This is a genomic window from Alienimonas californiensis, from assembly GCF_007743815.1.
Taxonomy (GTDB): Bacteria; Planctomycetota; Planctomycetia; order Planctomycetales; family Planctomycetaceae; genus Alienimonas; species Alienimonas californiensis.
Genome location: NZ_CP036265.1, coordinates 1,443,862 through 1,460,053, shown reverse-complemented (window position 1 = coordinate 1,460,053; position 16,192 = coordinate 1,443,862). Strand labels below are relative to the sequence as shown.

14 protein-coding genes, 1 pseudogene and 1 CRISPR repeat array are annotated in these 16,192 nt (G+C 73.1%); of the genes and pseudogenes, 3 read left to right on the top strand and 12 right to left on the bottom strand.

Going from position 1 to position 16,192, the window contains the following annotated elements; all coding sequences use genetic code 11:
• Nucleotides 1-34: 34 nt before the first annotated feature.
• Together CA12_RS05655 and CA12_RS05650 are read right to left on the bottom strand one after the other, a co-directional pair.
• The gene (locus CA12_RS05655) at nt 35-964 is read right to left on the bottom strand and encodes a hypothetical protein (RefSeq protein ID WP_145357900.1); all 930 of its coding nucleotides are present in this window, start codon (nt 962-964) and stop codon (nt 35-37) included.
• A gap of 61 nt (nt 965-1,025) precedes the next feature.
• A complete protein-coding gene (locus CA12_RS05650) occupies nt 1,026-2,189 on the bottom strand; it encodes a hypothetical protein (RefSeq protein WP_145357899.1) in 1,164 nt (387 codons plus the stop codon).
• 182 nt (nt 2,190-2,371) lie between these two features.
• Between CA12_RS05650 and cas2 the strand changes: the two are divergent.
• Both cas2 and cas1 read left to right on the top strand, forming a co-directional pair.
• A pseudogene (cas2, locus tag CA12_RS23190) lies at nt 2,372-2,488 on the top strand (CRISPR-associated endonuclease Cas2); the annotation flags it as partial.
• 384 nt (nt 2,489-2,872) lie between these two features.
• Nucleotides 2,873-4,141: a CRISPR direct-repeat array (repeat unit 37 nt; unit sequence GCCTCGCCGGGCCTCCGCTAACCAGGCGGGTTGAAAC).
• A 237-nt stretch (nt 4,142-4,378) separates the two neighbouring features.
• Complete coding sequence (cas1, locus tag CA12_RS05640) at nt 4,379-5,422, top strand: CRISPR-associated endonuclease Cas1 (RefSeq protein ID WP_165700577.1); 1,044 nt, start codon at nt 4,379-4,381, stop codon at nt 5,420-5,422.
• 602 nt (nt 5,423-6,024) lie between these two features.
• Here cas1 and CA12_RS05635 read toward each other — a convergent pair.
• Nucleotides 6,025-6,333, bottom strand: coding sequence for a hypothetical protein (locus tag CA12_RS05635; RefSeq protein ID WP_145357897.1), 309 nt, complete (start codon nt 6,331-6,333; stop codon nt 6,025-6,027).
• Nucleotides 6,334-6,829: 496 nt separating this feature from the next.
• Between CA12_RS05635 and CA12_RS05630 the strand changes: the two genes are divergently transcribed.
• Nucleotides 6,830-7,258: a YkvA family protein gene (locus CA12_RS05630; protein ID WP_145357896.1), complete on the top strand. Its 429-nt coding sequence runs from the start codon at nt 6,830-6,832 to the stop codon at nt 7,256-7,258.
• Between the two features lie 21 nt (nt 7,259-7,279).
• Here the strand turns inward: CA12_RS05630 and CA12_RS05625 are convergent, their stop codons facing one another.
• From CA12_RS05625 to cmr5, 9 genes are all read right to left on the bottom strand, one after another.
• Nucleotides 7,280-8,215, bottom strand: coding sequence for a hypothetical protein (locus CA12_RS05625; protein ID WP_145357895.1), 936 nt, complete (start codon nt 8,213-8,215; stop codon nt 7,280-7,282).
• Nucleotides 8,215-8,742, bottom strand: coding sequence for a hypothetical protein (locus tag CA12_RS05620; RefSeq protein ID WP_145357894.1), 528 nt, complete (start codon nt 8,740-8,742; stop codon nt 8,215-8,217). Before CA12_RS05620 ends, CA12_RS05625 begins: the two co-directional genes overlap by 1 nt.
• Before the next feature lie 110 nt (nt 8,743-8,852).
• A complete protein-coding gene (locus tag CA12_RS05615; RefSeq protein ID WP_145357893.1) occupies nt 8,853-10,280 on the bottom strand; it encodes a hypothetical protein in 1,428 nt (475 codons plus the stop codon).
• Nucleotides 10,277-11,461 (bottom strand): hypothetical protein, encoded by a 1,185-nt coding sequence (locus tag CA12_RS21870; RefSeq protein ID WP_165700576.1) that lies wholly within the window; start codon nt 11,459-11,461, stop codon nt 10,277-10,279. Before CA12_RS21870 ends, CA12_RS05615 begins: the two co-directional genes overlap by 4 nt.
• Entirely contained in the window at nt 11,458-12,279 is an 822-nt protein-coding gene (locus CA12_RS05605; protein ID WP_145357891.1) for a hypothetical protein, read from the bottom strand. The genes CA12_RS21870 and CA12_RS05605 overlap by 4 nt, the downstream gene beginning before the upstream one ends.
• A complete protein-coding gene (locus CA12_RS05600; protein ID WP_145357890.1) occupies nt 12,272-13,177 on the bottom strand; it encodes a hypothetical protein in 906 nt (301 codons plus the stop codon). The genes CA12_RS05605 and CA12_RS05600 overlap by 8 nt, the downstream gene beginning before the upstream one ends.
• A gap of 160 nt (nt 13,178-13,337) precedes the next feature.
• Nucleotides 13,338-14,627 carry an RAMP superfamily CRISPR-associated protein gene (locus CA12_RS05595; protein ID WP_145357889.1) on the bottom strand — a complete coding sequence of 430 codons (1,290 nt, stop codon included), beginning with the start codon at nt 14,625-14,627 and terminating at the stop codon, nt 13,338-13,340.
• Nucleotides 14,624-15,607, bottom strand: a complete 984-nt coding sequence (gene cmr6 / locus CA12_RS05590; RefSeq protein ID WP_145357888.1) for a type III-B CRISPR module RAMP protein Cmr6 — start codon at nt 15,605-15,607, stop codon at nt 14,624-14,626. The genes CA12_RS05595 and cmr6 overlap by 4 nt, the downstream gene beginning before the upstream one ends.
• The gene (gene cmr5, locus CA12_RS05585) at nt 15,607-16,191 is read right to left on the bottom strand and encodes a type III-B CRISPR module-associated protein Cmr5 (protein ID WP_145357887.1); all 585 of its coding nucleotides are present in this window, start codon (nt 16,189-16,191) and stop codon (nt 15,607-15,609) included. The genes cmr6 and cmr5 overlap by 1 nt, the downstream gene beginning before the upstream one ends.
• Nucleotide 16,192 lies beyond the last annotated feature (1 nt).

The following is a 16,192-nucleotide window of genomic DNA, read 5'->3' as shown; positions in this document are numbered from 1 at the left end:
GGGCGGTCTCCACCGTCGGCGGTCCGGCCGGCGTTTAACGGGTCGTCCGACGCCCGAGCCGCAACCCCGCCCCCAGGCCGACGATGACGAGCATCGCGGCGAGGCCGCCGGCGGCGAGGTTCAGCGGGGCCGCCCACGCGGGACGGGTGGTCGTCGTCGTGGTCCCGTCCGGAGCGGTTGCGGTGATCGACTCCGGGCCGGCCAGCTCTTTCAGCGGTTCCTTCAACGTTCCGGCGAAGGCGTCGGCGGCCTCAGCGGTCTCGCCGGCGGCGATCAGCAGGGCCCCGGCGAGGCCCGCGGAGACGATCGTGCCGGGCTGGGCGGCGAGCTCCGCCAAGCGTTCCCGAAGACCGGCCGTGTCGCCGGCCTCGACGGCGTCGGCGAGGGCGTGCCGGGACGACGGCGGGAGCGCGGCGAGTTCGTCCGCCCGGCGGGCCAGGCCGAGGGCCGCGTCCTCGTCGCAGCGGGAGAGCAGCCGCAGGCCGTCCGCCCGCGCGGCTCGGGTCAGCCGCACGCCGAAGCCCGGGTGACGGGCCTCCGCCTCCAGCACGTCGTCGCCGTACTCCCGCACGAGCCGGGCGATCCCGTCCGGCTCCCGCCCCAACGCGGCGACCGCCTCGTCCGTCAGTCCCTTCGGCAGGCGGTCCAGGGCCGGCAGCAGCGTCCCGGGGTGCGGGGCGGCCGCGTTCAGCGCCGCCGGGCCTCGCTCCCGGGCGACCCGGACGGCGACCTCGCCGGCGCCCTCCCGCGTCGCCCGCTCCAGGACCTCCTCCAACCCCTCGCGGCCGCCCAGTTCTGCCAACTCCCGGGCCCCCTTCGAACCGAACCGCTCCGCGATCTCCGCGACGAGCTGCTTCGCCAGCGGGGTCGCCGGACTCGCAGCCGCCCGCGGCGGGGCGGCGAGCAGGGCGGCGCCGGCGAGCAGCAGGGCGAACAGCGGCAGGGCGAACGGGCGGGCGGTCATCGGTGGGCGGGGAGAAGGGATTGGCGGAAGAAGGTGAGGGGGACGCGGACGCCGCGGCCCGTCAGGCGTCGTCGCCGAGGACGGCGGCGCGAAGGGCCTCGGCGGCGTCGGCGTTGAGGCGACGGGCGGCGGCGGCGAACTCGTCCCGCACGCCGGGGGCGCCGTGGCCGCCCTCGATCAAGGACCGCTCCAGGGCGTCCAGGTAGTTCCGCATCGTGCCGGCCAGCTGCGCCTCGAGCCGTTCGCTCATCCACCAGTCGATCGCCAACCCGACGATCACGCCGCCGGCGATCCCCGCCGCCACGCCCGCCGGCCCGCCGACCGTGCCCGCGGCCCCGCCGCCGGCCGCCCCGCCGACCATCGCCGACCCGCTGGCCAACGCGGAGACGCCCACCGCCGCCGCCGCCCGGGTCGCCGCCTGCACGACCAGCCGGGTGAGGATCTGGGTGAGGGCGTAGCCGATCAGCTCCCCGCCGACCTCGCTGAGGATCATCGTCCGCAGAGAGTCCGCGGCGTCGGCCCGCAGCTCGACCCGCAGCCGGTCGTCGAACGCCGCCCGCACCCGCTTGACGCCCGCGGGGTCCATCTCCAGCCGCACGGCCAGATCCCGGGCGGACAGCGCCGCGTCCACGTCCGCCAGCAGCGTATTCCGGCTGGCGAGCAGGTCCGCCCGCAGCCGCTCAGCCGCCCGGGCCACCGCGTCCCGCAGCTTGGCGTCGCTGACGACGTACCGGGCCACCTTGCGGTCCACGTACGCCCCCACGCGGTCCGCGCCGTCCTCGGCCCACCAGTCCTGCGCCGTCCGCTTCGCCAGCACGCCCCGCGTGTTGAACGTCATCATGTCCTCGGTAAACACCGGGACGCCGGCGGAGAACCCGCCGAACGCCTCCCGCAGATCGTTCACCGCCCGGCCGACGGCCGCGCGGTTGCGGGCCTCGAACGGCGTCATCAGGGGGAGGATCTCCTGGGCGTAGACCTCCGCCGGCGTCGGCGCCGGCGGTTCGACCGGCGCGACGACCGGCGTCGGCGCCGCGGCCGGCGCCGGGAAGGCGACCGGGGCATCTTCCCCGAGTTGATACGCCTGCCAGACCGCCGCCCCGCCCAACGCCAGCAGTGCCGCCAGGGCCAGGATCCCCGCCACCCCCGCCCACGTCGCCCCCCGCCGGTCCCCGGCGGAGGTGCGAGCGTACGCGGCGGCGGCGGAGCGGGGGCGGGCGGCGTTCATGGCGGGCGGGGGAGCGGACGTGCGGGGAGGAAGGTCGGGGACGTTGGCGGGAGCGGTTCGGGTCATTAGGCGACTCCGAGGTGCCAGTGCTGGAAATACGTCGCCCGGCCCGCGGCCCTGACGCGGCCCCTCGCGAAATCGGCGTTCGCCCGCGTCCGCGGCGCCGGCGCTAGGCTGCGGACATGTGGTTTCTGCTGGCCTACGACGTGAGCGATCCGAACCGACTGCGGAAATGCGCCGCGATCCTGGAAACCGCCGCCGTGCGGGTGCAGAAAAGCGTGTTCCTGGCGGAGCTGTCCCCCCTCGACCTGGACGCGCTGCTGGACGCCGCCGCCGTCCACCTGGACCCCTCCGCAGACCTCTTGCAGGCGTGGCGCCTGGCGCCGGGCGAGACGCCGACCGGCCGTGCGCGGGGGCGCCCGGCGGCGATTCGCCCCGAGGCGGTGGTGGCCTCCGCGACCGGCGCGCTGCTCGTCCCAGCGTCGTCGGCGCCCGATCCCCGGGCCGGGGGAGATCCGCAGGGGGGGGTCGGGCGCCGACGAAAACAGTTGACCCGGCAGCCGGTTAGGGCGACACTGCGTCGCCCGGCGAGGCCGACGTTTCGCCCGGCGGACCCCCCAAACCGGGGGGTCGGGCAAACGGCTTGGCAACGTCTTGAAGGTCAAGAGGTTACAACTGCCGGCGCCTCGCCGGGCCTCCGCTAACCAGGCGGGTTGAAACCGGGCGTAGTGCTGCGGGTGGGTGCTGGCCGTGATGAGCCGCAGGCCTCGCCGGGCCTCCGCTAACCAGGCGGGTTGAAACGTTAGCTGCCTCACGCCACACCAGCACCTGGGCACTGGTGCCTCGCCGGGCCTCCGCTAACCAGGCGGGTTGAAACGGCGAGACGACCCTCGTTGAGGTCCGCGAACAGCTCCAGCAAGCCTCGCCGGGCCTCCGCTAACCAGGCGGGTTGAAACATCCTTGGGGGCCGCCGCCAGCTCCGGCGTCCGGTACGCCTCGCCGGGCCTCCGCTAACCAGGCGGGTTGAAACCTCGACGACCATGTCGAGGAGCGTGGCCTTGACCCAGCGCCTCGCCGGGCCTCCGCTAACCAGGCGGGTTGAAACTTCGTCTTCAGGACGGCAACGAGCGCGTCGAGGACGCCGGGGCCTCGCCGGGCCTCCGCTAACCAGGCGGGTTGAAACCAGGCGTATCGCCGCGCACACGGTAGGCCTCGGAGCCCGCGCCTCGCCGGGCCTCCGCTAACCAGGCGGGTTGAAACCCTTGTGTCTGTTGTGGTAGTGCGCCGCCTCCAGGGCGTCGCCTCGCCGGGCCTCCGCTAACCAGGCGGGTTGAAACGGGTTGCGGATGTCGAACGAGGGGCGCTCAGCCAGCGGAGGCCTCGCCGGGCCTCCGCTAACCAGGCGGGTTGAAACGCGACCAGGAGGGCCGCGACAGCCTGCCGACGGTTGTCGCGCCTCGCCGGGCCTCCGCTAACCAGGCGGGTTGAAACATCAGAATCCAGTGCCCAAGCATGTACAACGTACTCGCCTCGCCGGGCCTCCGCTAACCAGGCGGGTTGAAACTCGACGTACTTCTGCCCCAGCAGCACCCACCCCTTTTCGGCCGCCTCGCCGGGCCTCCGCTAACCAGGCGGGTTGAAACGACGGAGAACAGACCGCTCGCCGGGGGGCGCTCAAGGAGTGCCTCACCGGGCCTCCGCTAACCAAGCGTGTTGAAACGCGGGGATCTTCTCCAGATCGCACCGCATCAGCTTGGGGGCGCCTCGCTGGGCCTCCGCTAACCAGGCGGGTTGAAACTCCTGCCAATCCTCAATCTCTTGAAGGGCGTTGGAGAATTCGCCTCGCCGGGCCTCCGCTAACCAGGCGGGTTGAAACGAGACGATAATGTCGAGGTCTTTGGCCGGCTCCTCGGCCGCCTCACCGGGCCTCCGCTAACCAGGCGGGTTGAAACGTCGGTCCGCCCTCCTGCATCCGGCGGAGACAGTCGGTCCCCCCCGTCTGGCTTCCGCTCATCAGGCGGGTTGAATCGGTGTTTGTGTCAGCGGGACGTATGGGCTGTAGAAGTCCATGCGTTCCGTCGGGCTTCCGCTACGCAGGCGGGCTCAGCCCACGTTTCGCATTCCGCTTTTGAACCGATCGGCACACGCCGACGTTGCGGGGCGGGTTCTCCCGCGCTCGATGGCTTCTCGTGCCCGCCCTTCGCCCCGCCGCTGATCCTCGCCCCGTGCGGCCCCGGCCCAAGCGGGCGGCGCCGTTCGGGCCGCGGACGTGGCACTGCGTCGGTCCCGGACGACTGGGCACCCGGGGACCGCGGGCCGTCTTCTCGCCCCTGCACGGCGAGCCGGTCGCGGTGCGGACCGGGCGGCTGGATCTGGTCTGCTGTTACGGGACGGTGCACCTGTCGGCGGCGGCGCTATATCGGTTCTGCCAAGCCGGAACGCCGATCGCCCTATTCAGCGCCGACGGCCGCCGCGTTCGCGGACGCCTCCTGCCCGAACGCCCCGGCCCCTCGGCGGCGGGTCTGCGCGACCGACAGTTCGCCGCCCTCGCCGACCCGGATCGCAGACGAGAACTGGCCCGCCGGTTCGTCCTCGACAAACTCGCCGCGCAGGGAACTGCCGCCCGAGAGTTGCAGAAGCGCGGCAAACCCGGGGCGACCGCGGCGCTGCATCGGTTGCGCAATGCATGGCGGCGGGCGAACGCGGTCGACTCGGTCAACGCACTGCGAGGGGTGGAGGGGGGCGCGGCGGCGATCTGGTTTCGCCTGTTGGCTGCCACGCTGCGGCCGGGCTGGTCGTTCGCCAAACGGGTCCGCCGCCCGCCGCGGGGGCCGGTCAACGCCCTGCTGAGCCTCGCCGGGACGTTGGTGGTCGAACGAGCCGCCGCCGCGGCCGCCGCCCGCGGGCTGGAGGTCGACCGCGGCTGCCTGCACGAAAATCGCCCCGGCCGGCCCAGCCTCGCCTGCGACCTGGCCGAACCGCTGCGGGCCGACGCCGTCGGCCGGTGGACGTTGGCGGTCTGCAATCAGGGGCGACTGAGCCCGGCGGATTTCGAGGAACATCCGTCGCACGGCACGCGGCTGAAGCCGGACTGCTTTCCCGTGGCCCTCGCCGACTGGGAGACCCACTGGGCCGTCCACGACCTGCGGGAGCGGTTGAACGGGGTCGTGACGGAGTTCGTCGCGGCGCTGGGGCGTCGTTCCGGGGGGCCTGGGGCCGGCGTAAGCCCTTGACCGATCGGGAGTTTGCGGGGAGACTGCGGCCCCGGTGGGGCCAGTTCCCCCGCCCGGTGGACCTCCCTTTTGGGGGGGCGGGCAAACGCGTTCACAACCTGTTGATCGTCAAGGGGTTGCGAGAGCCGGCGGCCTCCGCGACGCAGGCGGGTTGAAACGGCCAGCAGGTGACGCAGCAGTCGTCCACGACGCACAGCACGTCGCCCCACCGGGCTTCCGCTACTCAGGCGGGTTGAAACGTGACCGACTGGCCGACGGAGAGATTGGGGATGGGGGCGTCCCACCGGGCTTCCGCTACGCGGGCGGGTTGAAACACCAGCGTCCGCACACGCTCCGCCAGCAGGGCCTTGTCGAACGGCTTGGCATCACAGGGCTTCCGCTATCCAGGCGGGTTGAAACCCCCAGATCTGGTCCTCGAAGAACTCGACGAAGTCGTTCATCGCCCCACCGGGCTTCCGCTACGCAGGCGGGTTGAAACAGGGCGTAGTAGTACATCGTCGCCCAGTCGATGCTGTAGATTGGGCCCCACCGGCCTTCCGCTAACTAGGCGGGTTGAAATAGGGCGAACCGGCGAGCAGGGTCCGCAGGTTCGGGCCGTCGCCTCACCGGGCTTCCGCTACGCAGGCGGGTTGAAACCAGATGGCGACCACGTCGTCCGTGTGGAACAGGTCTTGAACGTGCCCCACCGGGCTTCCGCTACGCAGGCGGGTTGAAACACGTGAAAGAACACGCAGCCGTTCAGGTGGTCGACCCGCGTGATGCCCCACCGGGCTTCCGCTACGCAGGCGGGTTGAAACAAGCGGTGCGGGGTCTTCAAGTTGCACTTGTGCATCGCCGACCCACCGGGCTTCCGCTACGCAGGCGGGTTGAAACTTGACCAGCACCTTGCCGAGGTAGTTGGCGATGTCCACGCCGCCCCACCGGGCTTCCGCTACTCAGGCGGGTTGAAACTCGTCGGTGACGGGGTCTTTGTAGATCGCCCGGCCCTCGCCGAGCCCCGCCGGGCATCCGCTACGCAGGCGGGTTGAAACATGGTGCCCCGATGGGCCGCGTTGGGGAGCCCCTTGGTGGGCACGTCCCACCGGGTTTCCGCTACGCAGGCGGGTTAAAACCACTGCCCGTCGAACAATTGCTCGTAGTATTCGACCTCACCCCACCGAGCTTCCGCTAACCAGGCGGGTTGAAACGGGGTCTGTGTCAGAGGCACGTACGGGCAGCAGAAGTGCCTTCGCTACCTTGGCGTCCCCGGGCCGATCTGTTTCGGCCAATGACGGCCTGCACGCTGTTGGGCGTGCGGGCCGTTCTTTTTTGCCCGCCGCGTCAGGCGGGAACCGCGACCGGCGTAGGTGGGGCGGGACGTGAGTCCCGCATCCACCCGTCCAAGACCCCCGCCGCTCCCGCTCACTCATGCTCGCCCCCTCCGCCCGTCTCTCCGTCCCGTCCTGCCGTGGCGGAGACCCGCTGCCCGCCGAACGGCCGGCCTCGTTGGACCTGGCGCCGGAGGGGGACGCTCTGCCCGAGCGGGCGGCGCTGCGGGGCCTGCTGTCGACCCGCGCCGGGGCGATCGGCCGGCAGACGGTCGAGAAGGCCCTGTGGCTGTACTACGCCGCCCTCAGCCCCAATACGCCGGCGTGGGCGAAGGCCCGAATCGCCGCCGCGCTGGCCTATTTGATGATGCCGCTGGACGCCGTGCCCGACGCGCTGCCGGGCGTCGGTTTCGCCGACGACGCGGCGGCCCTCGCCTGGACCGTGGCGGCGGTCGCCTTCGCGATCGACGAGAACGTCAAGCAGCGGGCCCGGGCGAAGGCGGCCGACTGGTTCGACCCGGCGGACTGACCGCCGCGGGGCCGGGGGCCGTCAATCCAGAGTCAGCCTCCAGACGCCGGCGCCGGCGACGCGGTCCTTGCCGCACCCCAACCGGCCGGCCCACAGCAGCCAGGGCAGCAGGCAGGCCGGCACGTCCGCCCACGCCCCGGCCCCGCCGCACCCCCGCAGCGTCCGCCGTCGGCCCTGCCGGGTGGACTGGTGCGACTGCGAGAACGAACCCCAGCGGGCGTCCGCCGGCAGCGGCCGGGCGGATTCGGCGGCGGCGATCAGCGACGCGGTGTCCGCTCGCGTCAGCTCCCCGTCTCCCTCGCCCCAGCAGGCCAGCAGGGTCCCGACGGTCCGCACCGCCGACCGCACCAGCCCCGGCAGGTCCGGTTCGACCAGCGGGGTCCCGTCACGGCCGGTGAGGAACAGCGGGGCGGTCAGTTCCAGCCCCAGCCGCGGGATCGTCCCGGGGACGGCGCGCGGCCCGCCCGGCAACGCCGCGGGAATCAGTTCGTGCGTCGTCGGCCGGGCGATCCCGGCGAGGGAGAAGCGGACCGCGTCCGGCCCCAGTCCGCGGTCGCGTCCGGCCCCGTCCAACGCGGCCAGCAGTGCGTCCATGTGGGCGGCGGCCGGCCCGAGCAGCGTGAGTCGGAACAGCAGCCGGTCCCCGGGGGCGGCCCAGTCCGGGGCCGGCCCGGCGGGGGCGAGCGAGACCGGTTTGGGCACGCCGCCGCCGGCCCCGCGGGCCCGCCCCAGCGGCGACCCGGCCGGGACCGGTGGGGCGAGGGCCTCGTAGGTCGCGCAGGAGACGCAGGCCTCGGGCGACCCCGGCTCGCACCGCCCGCCGCCGGCCGTCGCGGGGCAGCGCCCGCGCCGGAGCGGCTCGGCGAGCGTCCCGCGGACCGCCGGCCCCAGCCAGGGGGCCAGCCGCCCGGCGGAGACGAACTCGAGCGATAAGCCGTCGACGGTGAGGACGCGCATCAGGCCGCCCCGGGCGTGCGATCGCCGCCGCGGGCCGCCTCGGCGATCTGGGCTCGATATTCGTCGAACGCCTGCGGGGCGACGCGGATGACGAGCCGGTCGGTCCGCCCGGCGAGGGTTCGCTCGAACGGGCTCTCCGCCTCCCCCTCCCGAACCTGGAACGCGGGCTCGAAGATCGCCCCGCGGTTGTAGTGGCCGCCGCCCAGCGGCATCGCCAGGACGCCGCCCAGTTCGCCGCGGGTGAGGTCCCGCCGCCGGGGCCGGTAGCGGACGACCACCTCCCGGCCGGCCCCGTCGGCGACGACGACGGCGATCCGCTCCGCCCCGAGGCGTTCCTCGCGGAACTCGTGCCAGAAGGTCATCAGGCTGAACCAGAGCGCCCCGAAGGCGACGACGATGGTGCAGCGGTCCAGCGCCTCCACCCACCCGCCCGGCAGCCAGCCGAACAGGGCGGCGGCGGAGGCGACCACGACCAGCGCGAACACCGCCGCCGACACGGGCCGCTCCCGCGGCAGGTCCCAAAACACCCTGCGCCCGGCCTCCCGGGCCGACGCCGTGCTCGTGACGGCGCCGGCCGGCGGGGCGGACGGGACCGCAGCCCCCGGGGACGCGGGGGGATCGGGGGGGACGGGGGAGGTCACGGCTCGGCCCCCCACGACTCCCCGGCCCGCCAGACGGCGTCCCGCTGGGTCCCAGGCATGGCGCGATTCAGGACGGGGTGATAGCGGCCGCTGTCAAGGACGCGGCAGACGGCCCCGGCCGGGATCGCCCCCCCGAGTGCCAACGCGAGCTTCATGGCGGAAGTCCCGCCGGTGAGTTCGAACAGCACGCGGCTCGCGTCGGCCCCCTCCAGAAAACGGGCGACCGACGCCCGCAGCGCATCGCCGAGGGCGGGCATCCAGGCGGCACCGGCGTCCGCCTGATCGCCCGGGTGGATGAACTCGCAGGCGTCCACCGAAAGAACGCCCCCCTGCCTCAGACGGCCCTGTAATCGGGCGGTCTTCGATCGAAACTCGTGGGTGTGCAACAGCAGAACGGCCGGCGGCGGTCGGAGAGCCCGGGCGGCCAGTTCGGCCGGCTCGGTCTGTCCGCTGACGACCGTCACCAAATGTGTTATCGGGCCGGGAGACTCGCCCGACGGGCTGACGTCGACGACAACGTGCGGCAGGATCGCGGCCCGGTAGAAGGCGTCCGCGGAGGGGGCGTCGTGCGGCCGCAACGCCTCCTCGTACTCCAACAACACGTCAAGGTCCGCCCGCGGGTCGGGCGGCAGGCGGCAGGCGGCCAGCAGCGGAGCCAGCGCGACCGCGGGGCGGGGGTCGGCGGCGAAGGTCCGGGGCGTCACGGCCGGCCCGGGGGACGCGGCTGCGTCCTTCACCTGCTGCAACTGGCCGTCCGGGGCAAAGAACTGAATCTGGTCGTCCCCCCACTCCGCCGCAATCTCTCGGGCGGCGGCAACCTTCGCGGGCATTCCCACGACCTCGTCCACGCCGCCACCCGGCCGCCAGGCGCCGGTCGCCCACACGCGGGGGTGTTCGCCTTGGACCCGCTCGTCCGGGGCGGTGGCGGCGGCGATCAGGCCGGCGGAGAGCGATGCGAACCCGCTGCCGGCGGTGAGGACGTCCGGGCTGAACCCGGACAGATCCGGCAGCGGGGGCCCGTTCTCCGCCGGCGGATCGTCCAGGGCCAGCTGGCGCCCGCGGCCTTCGTCCGGGAACTCCCTCCGGACGTCGTCGGCCACCGACCGCAAATCTTTCGGCAAGCGGGGGTCGTGAACCGGCTCCCCTGGATTGTCCACCCCCTCCCACCGCACCGGAATCGGCAGGCCCTCGCGGAGTGCCGCGCCCCCGCCGCGGCGCCAGCAGAGGACCGCGCAGGCTCCCGGCTCGTCCGGCCGGCGGGGGACACGCAGGAAAGCGTCGTCACACAGTGCCGCCGCCGCCTCGGCCCGGGAGGCGGCCGGCATCCACCACCCGGCCAACGCCGGCCCCAGCTGGGCGGCGAGTTCAGGGGCAGAGATCGAGGGGTCGAGAATCCGTCCAGGACTGACTACCGCCACGGTCATGCTCGGTCCGTCCGCACGACGGGCCAGTCCGCGTCATCCACCCGCAGCCGCAGCCCGGCGGCACCGTCGTCGGCCGTCGGCCCCAATGTGTCCCGAACCTTCTCGAACACGAACGCCGCGCGGACGGCCCCGTGCACTTCCTCGACCGTGGCGGCGGGGGCGTCGGCGATGGGGGCCCCGCCCAGCCGGCAGGTCGTGCCGACGAGCGCCTCCCGGGTCGCGTCGTCGCCGCCCGCCGCCTCGAACAGGACGACCAGGGGGGTCTCGCCGCTCGGCTTCGTGACGGCGGGAACGCGGACGGTCGCGATCACCGTCCCGTCGGGGGAGACGAACCGCGCCGCGGTGGGCGCGCCCGCCGCGGGCGTCGCCGCCGCCATCGCCGCCTGCGGAACGATCGCGCCCCACCGCACGGGATGGCGATATTCGGCCGTCGCCCGCGTGACCAGGCTACGTCCCTCGGCAGGGGGCGCGGGGGGCTTCGTGGTCGAGGTCGAAGCGACGACCTCCGCGGTGGTTTCGTTGAAATACGACCTGGGGTCGAGGGTGACGGCGAGGTCGGCCCACCAGTCGGCGGTGGGTAGTCCGGCCTCTGCGTCGAGGCGGGCGGCGTCCCGGGCGGCCTCGACTTCGCCGGACAGCCACCACAGGCCCGCGGCGTGTTCCGGCAGGACCAGGGCCCGCCAGTTGTCCAGTAGGTACGTGTCCGCGGCCAACGAGATCAGGTCGAGGTTCTCGCGCAGGGCCGCGTCGAGGTCGGCGCCCCGGCGGTCGAGTTCGCCAGTCGCGGGGGCGTCAGGGCCGACAGTCTCGCGGGCCGCCGCGGCGGCGGCGTGCAGGTCCGCCCGCGTCCGGAGCGGGGCGACGACGATCGCGTCGATCTCGAACTGGGACTCGGCGGCGTCGACCCGGTCGGCCAACCCGCCCAGCTGCGCGAGCAGCGCGTCGACCGCCGGGCCGGCCGCGGCCGAGCCGTTCTCGATCACCGCCGGCGGGAGCGGGGCCGATTCCCCGACCGCGCCGGCCAGCAGGCACCACCCGCGGGACACCGCCGCCATGAGCGCGGCGGCCCGGGCGGCCGGGGCATCGGTCGGGCCGGCGACCGCCGCCGCGTACTCCGGCCGGGCCGTGAGCATCCGCAGCCGGGTCCGGTGGCCTAACGGGTCGAGGGGCTTCTCCTTCATGATGTTGCTCCGCGCTGTTCCACCGCCGCCGGGGAGGGGTAGGCGGAGGGGCTTTCCCAGACGGCCCCGGGTTCGTCCGACGCGAAGCCCCACGCCCCGGGTGTGAGAAACCGGACGCCAGTCCGCCGTTCGGTCCGGCCGCGCCCCGTCTGCTTCACCTCGAACGTGTGGTGGATGTCCGGCAGGACCTGCCCCGGCGGACAATACGCGGCGACCGTCTCGCTCACCGCGGCCTGCCACTCAAGCCCCGGGAGGTGCCCGCCGAGCAGCGCGTCCAACGAAGCGTCGGGGAAGAATGCGGTCGTGAGACGCCCCCGACGCGGGGCGTCGAGGTACTGCAGGACGACCCGGGCCCCGTTCTCGAGCACCATCAACAGCATTTTACGGCCCCGGGGCGACTCGATCTTCCGGCCGTCCCGTACCACCGCTTTGCTGCCGTGCAGCACCGCGAGCGGAATCCCCAAGGTCTGACGTACGGCGGCGTCGGCCGCCGCGACCGCCGCGGCACACGCTTTCTTCAGCTTGGATCGGGAGTTCTTCGGGGCGAGGCGGACGAGGTCGGCAACGACCTCGGGCCCGAGCCACGCGTCCCAGCGCGGCCGCTCCGGCGAGTCGTCCGAAATGTGGGCGGATTTGTGGCGGTTCGGTCGCCTGGTGAGTTTGACCCAACGGTCGTCTTGAGCTTCCACGTCCCAGGTCGCGTCGCGGTCGTAGTTCGTGGAATGCGGGTCCCATCCGCGCGGGTCCGGAAGGTCGCGCCATACCAGCGGGTCGTCCGCGGCGTGCGGATCGTCGGCGGCGGTGGGGGCGTCACTCATCAGTCTCTCCGGAATCTCTACGTCCCCGCACGGCCAGGGCTGACCGGTCGTCCTTGGTTTTTCGCCACAGGCCCCGCACTTCCTCGGCGGGGCGGTGTAGGGCGTCGCGGCCGGACAGCGCCCGCAGGCGGGCGGCGAACGACCGTTCCTCCAGGAACGTCAGCCAGGGGAAGTTCTTCCGCAGGACGTTGGGGCGGCAGACCTCCTCGAAGTCGCTCCGCGTTTCGAATCGGTTCCACGCCCCGCCCAGGCAGAGCAGGACCAGCCGGTCCGCCGGCGGGCCGTCCGCCTCGACCGGTTCGCCTCCCACTGCCCGCAACCTGGCGAGGTCGTCGCCCGTGAAGACGTCGTGGTGGTCGACGTGCGGCAGGGCGACGTTCCACCAGTAATCCAGCCGCACAACCCGGTGCCGTGAGCGTCTGAAGCGTTGGAAGACCGAGTTGTCCACTAGCCCGGCGACGTCGGCCACGATCGCGACCCGTTCCCGGGAGGTGTCGGCCGCCAGCAGGGCGTCGTCGACCGCCGCCGGATCGACGGCCCCCAGTTCGTCCAGCCAAGCGAACCAGTCCCCTCCGGGACCCGTGAACCCGGCCGGGGCGACCCGCCACAGCCCGTACGCCGCGGCGATCAGCACGCGGGAGAGAACGTCTTCGGCGTTCAACCGTGCGACGTCGTCGGGGGAAAACGCCGGCGCCTCCCCGTCTAAAGCGCCGGCGAGCGGCGTGAAGGCGTCCGGGCCGGGGTCGGCGGCGTCGGGCCCGGAAGCGGCGGCCCGCCGATCGCGGGCGCGGCGGCGGCGTTCGGCCCGTTCGAGGTCGCGGACGCGGTTCTCCGCCACCCGGGCGGCCCACGCCCCCGGCAACCCGGCGGCGGGGTCGTACTGGTGCCACACCCGCACAAGGTGCTCGTAAATCGGCCCGAGTAGTTCGTTCGCGTCCGCCCGTCCGTGCCGACGCCGCGCGCAGGACTCCGCCGCTTCCGCCGCGAGGGCGGCGAGGGCGGCGAGGTTGGGCGGCGGGGGGCGGCGGCCGATCAGGGGGCGGGCGAAGGTCGGGGCGTCACCGTCTCGGCGCGGACGATACCGTGGTCGGGTCGGCGGCGGCGAGGAGGAACCTTCGGACCGCCTCCCAGTCCGGCGCCCCCACCCTGCCGCGGCCGGCCTTGGACTTCCAGCTCATGCCGGCCGGGGCGAGCGGCGCTTTCAACCAGAGGACCGCCGGCACGAACGGCCCGTGACGGTCGTTCACCCGGGCGACGTGTAGCAGAACCGGGGAGGCCCGGCGGGTCGCGCCGGCGGCGGCGCCGTCGATGTCGACCTTTCCGCCGCTGTTCTTGAAGAAGTAATTGTGCGGCAGGCCGAAGGCGGCGCGCGGGGGCGGCGTTTCTCCAGAGTAGTACTCGCCGCCGGGCAATCGGAAATCCGGGTCCGCCCGAACCGCTTTCATCACCTCGGAAATACGTACTAACACGTCGTCCCAAGATCGGCCGGAGAACGGCGGAGTGACCACGCAGCACCGGTCTAGCCGCGAGAAGTCGCCGTCGCCGGCGAGGTCGGCCGTGCGCGGGTCGCCGGGGTGGCAGTCGGTGCCGGACGGAGAGAGCATTCCGTCCGGAGCGGACGTTCGTCCTCCCCAGGCGACGGTCCGGCCGCGGGCCAGATCCCGCCACTGCTCCGCAGGCCGCAATCCGCGGAACTCGTTCTCCCAGAACCAGCGCTCCGGCTTTTCGCCCGAGGTAGCCGGCACGTCCGGCACGGCGGCGGCGTCGAGGTTGACGACCTGAACGCTGCCCCACCCGCGGCGGGATCGGGCCCCCAGCCCGCCGAACGTATGCCACAGCGTGAGAGCGTGCCGCAGGTGTTTGAAGTCTCGGGCTCGATCTTCCGGCGACTGTCCCCGTGTCGGTCGGACGGCTACGTCCACGAGTAATCGCTGTCCCTCCCGGAACGCAGGCCGGGTGAGCCCCTCCTTCCGATCCCAGAGCCCCTGACCGAGCAGGTACTGAAGCTCCAGAGGCGGGCGGTGCAGAAGGTGGTCGCTTTGGCGTCCCTCCTCCCGGCTGGCGGGAATTGTTTCCGGCTCGCGACCTGCAACCGGCCGCACCCAGACCCGCCCCTGGGTCGCCCCGGCCGATCCGGACGCGGCCCCGAACAACTCGCGCTCCCGCTGCCGCCAGTCATCGGCCAACCCGTCGACGTGCAACGTGCGCAGCCAGTACCGCCACTGCCCAATCAGGCTGGCCGGGCGGAGCAGTTCGTTCTTTAGATCGGCGGCGGTCGTGCGATCGCCCGCCGCCCCGCCCAGGAAACACGGTGTGATCAGTTCCAGTTCCAGGCGGACCCACTTCATCTCGCCGCCCCTTCCGCCTCGGAAATCAGGAAATAGCCGTATCCCTTCGCCGTCTTGCCGCCGGCGCCGAGATCCTCCAGGGCGGACCGGCACCACGCCGCGGCCGACGGCAGCAGGGCCGTGCCGGCGGCGGTGCGGGCGGTCAGCGCGACCGCGTAGGTGCCGCCCGAGGCGACGAGGAACGGGACCGGAACTGGGTCCTCGATCTCGAGCGGGGCGATGGCCCCGGTCGCATCGGCGTAATACTTGGGGAAGTGGGGCGTCATCACGTCCACCGCCAGCCCAAACCCGGACCCGGGCCGAGGCAGGGCGTCGTGGAACACGACCGAGCCGGTCCGTCGCCATTCGCCGTTTTCGGAGCGGGGAGGCGTCGGCTCCTCCTCCGGACCGAAGACGGCGTCGAGCATTTCGGCGGTGGGTGGGGCCGCCTCGCCGCGGAATTCCTCCAAGATGGCGGGGTCAGTCGCGATCTCCTCCGCGGTTAGCGTCGCCCAGGCCCGCGTCAGCCCCTTGAGGGCGGAGCCGGGCAGGTACGGCACACCGAGCGGGCGATGCAGCGTGAGGCCGGTCTCCAGCGGCGTTTCGTTGCCCAACCCTGTCACCCATCGCCAAGCGGGAGAGGCGTCGAACCGGACGGACGGGACGGAGGTCAGCAGGGCGTCGGCCCGGGCGTGGTGTGCGGCCAGTGGGGGCGTGACGGCACTGCGGTAATAAGCGTTCGCCCGGTCGACAAAGTCGAACAGCCACTTCCCCTTCAGCCCGTCCACCTTCCGGCCTGCGGCTTCGGACTTGGCGAACGCCAGCCGCTCCACCGATTTGTACTCGGCGGTCAGGTACGGGATGGGCAGCAGGCGGTCGAAGACCAAGCCCGGGTGAAACCGCTCCGGCTCCGGCACCGGACGATCGCCGTAGAGATCCCGGACTGCTCCTGGCGCGGGCGGCCGCCAGTGAAGGCTCTCGTAGGAAACGGCGGTCGCCATCAGTCGTCCCCCTTCGGCAGTTGCGAATCCGCGAACCGCCGCAGCCAGTGCAGAAGGGCCAACGCCTCGCCGGTCGCGCGAACCGCCTCCGGCGTGGTCCGGCCGGGGGCCATCAGCCACGCGAGCGGGTCCAGCGGTCCGCCGTCCGGGTCGACGCCGGCGAGTTGCTGCGCAGTGGTCAGCAGGTTCCCGCGGCCGGTCAGCTCGCCGACGATCCACCCGCCGAGGTGTCGGTAGAGCAGCACGTCGGCGAACTCCTTCTTCCCTTCGGCGGGTTTCTGGTCGCTGAATCCCTTTGAGGCCCAAAACGCGAACGCCTGTCCCAGACCGTTCCGCTGGATCAGGGCCCCGGCCGACCGCGATTGGCCGCGGTACCGCTTCTTCACGTCGTCAGGCTGGTCGCGAACCTCCGCGATCCGCTCCCAGGCGAAGGCGGCGCGGCGGCGGTCGACGTCGCCGGTGGCCAGCGGGGCGGGCGATCCGAACGACGCCCCGGTGCCGGAGGCGGAAGCGGCGGCCTGTTTCGAGCCGGGGGCGAGCCTGGGCGGGCGGCCCGGCGAGCCGGGCAGGGGGGCGATCGGCATC

Bases quoted from the DNA above. Each gene is read 5' to 3' on its own strand.
- CA12_RS05655 (WP_145357900.1), bottom strand. From the start codon at position 964: ATGACCGCCCGCCCGTTCGCCCTGCCGCTGTTCGCCCTGCTGCTCGCC.
- CA12_RS05650 (WP_145357899.1), bottom strand. From the start codon at position 2,189: ATGAACGCCGCCCGCCCCCGCTCCGCCGCCGCCGCGTACGCTCGCACC.
- CA12_RS05630 (WP_145357896.1), top strand. From the start codon at position 6,830: ATGCTCGCCCCCTCCGCCCGTCTCTCCGTCCCGTCCTGCCGTGGCGGA.
- CA12_RS05625 (WP_145357895.1), bottom strand. From the start codon at position 8,215: ATGCGCGTCCTCACCGTCGACGGCTTATCGCTCGAGTTCGTCTCCGCC.
- CA12_RS05615 (WP_145357893.1), bottom strand. From the start codon at position 10,280: ATGACCGTGGCGGTAGTCAGTCCTGGACGGATTCTCGACCCCTCGATC.
- CA12_RS21870 (WP_165700576.1), bottom strand. From the start codon at position 11,461: ATGAAGGAGAAGCCCCTCGACCCGTTAGGCCACCGGACCCGGCTGCGG.
- CA12_RS05605 (WP_145357891.1), bottom strand. From the start codon at position 12,279: ATGAGTGACGCCCCCACCGCCGCCGACGATCCGCACGCCGCGGACGAC.
- CA12_RS05595 (WP_145357889.1), bottom strand. From the start codon at position 14,627: ATGAAGTGGGTCCGCCTGGAACTGGAACTGATCACACCGTGTTTCCTG.
- cmr6 (WP_145357888.1), bottom strand. From the start codon at position 15,607: ATGGCGACCGCCGTTTCCTACGAGAGCCTTCACTGGCGGCCGCCCGCG.
- cmr5 (WP_145357887.1), bottom strand. From the start codon at position 16,191: ATGCCGATCGCCCCCCTGCCCGGCTCGCCGGGCCGCCCGCCCAGGCTC.